The 787-nt window shown below is 66.5% G+C and carries 2 protein-coding genes; both read left to right on the plus strand.

Translation table 11 applies throughout. From position 1 onward, the window contains the following. A partial coding sequence (locus CCN56_RS40860; protein WP_256962446.1) for an FAD-dependent oxidoreductase occupies positions 1-343 on the plus strand: 343 nt, incomplete at its 5' end. Positions 344-594: 251 nt separating this feature from the next. Further along, the coding region (locus CCN56_RS40865) for an NUDIX domain-containing protein (protein ID WP_143664847.1) at positions 595-787 on the plus strand (193 nt) is incomplete at its 3' end.

A 787-nucleotide genomic window follows, 5' to 3' on the forward strand; every position in this document is an offset into this window, starting at 1 on the left:
CGAGGACACCGGCCTCTCCCCGGACCTGATGTGCTTCTACCCCCACGGCGACACCGTCGTTTTGGGCGGCACCGCCATCGACAACGAAGGCGACCTCGCCGCCGACGACAAAGCGGCAGCCGGCATTCTGGCCCGCTGTTCCGAGGTCGAGCCCCGTCTCGCCCAGGCCCGCGTCCTAGAGCACCGGATCGGTGCCCGGCCGACCCGCTCCGCAGTCCGCGTGGAGGCCGAGCGTTGGGAGGTTGACACCGTGGTCGTACACAATTACGGGCATGGAGGCGCCGGCGTCACGCTCTCGTGGGGCTGTGCCGAGGAGGCTCGGAAGATGCTTGAACTGAAGTGACCTCAGGTCTCTGGTCAATACGTCTCTCGTTCCTCCCAGCGCCTTGAAGGGGCAGACGTGACGCAGCAGAACGCGGTGGATCGACTGTGACGGACGGCGCAGCAAATACCCCTGTCATCAGGAACTTCGATGCCCGCACCTCGCTCGACATGTTCAACGAGGCNNCCGGCAGCCCCAGCAAAACGAATGCCATCCCACCTAGGTCGCGACTACGCTTCACCGCTCACCGCTCTCCCAGATCTGGAGGCACCATGAGCATCAGCCGCTTACGCCCCGCCACCAGCGCCCTCGTCGTCAAGGACGACCACGTCCTGCTGAACGTCGGAGACTTCCCATGGCCCGGCACCTGGTCGCTACCCGGCGGCGGCCAGGAACCCGGCGAGACCTGGGCCGAATGCGTCGAACGGGAACTGCTGGAGGAAACCGGCGTCCGCGGCCGCGCTG

It is taken from the genome of Streptomyces sp. NRRL B-24572 (assembly GCF_002156145.1).
GTDB lineage: Bacteria > Actinomycetota > Actinomycetes > Streptomycetales > Streptomycetaceae > Streptomyces > Streptomyces vietnamensis.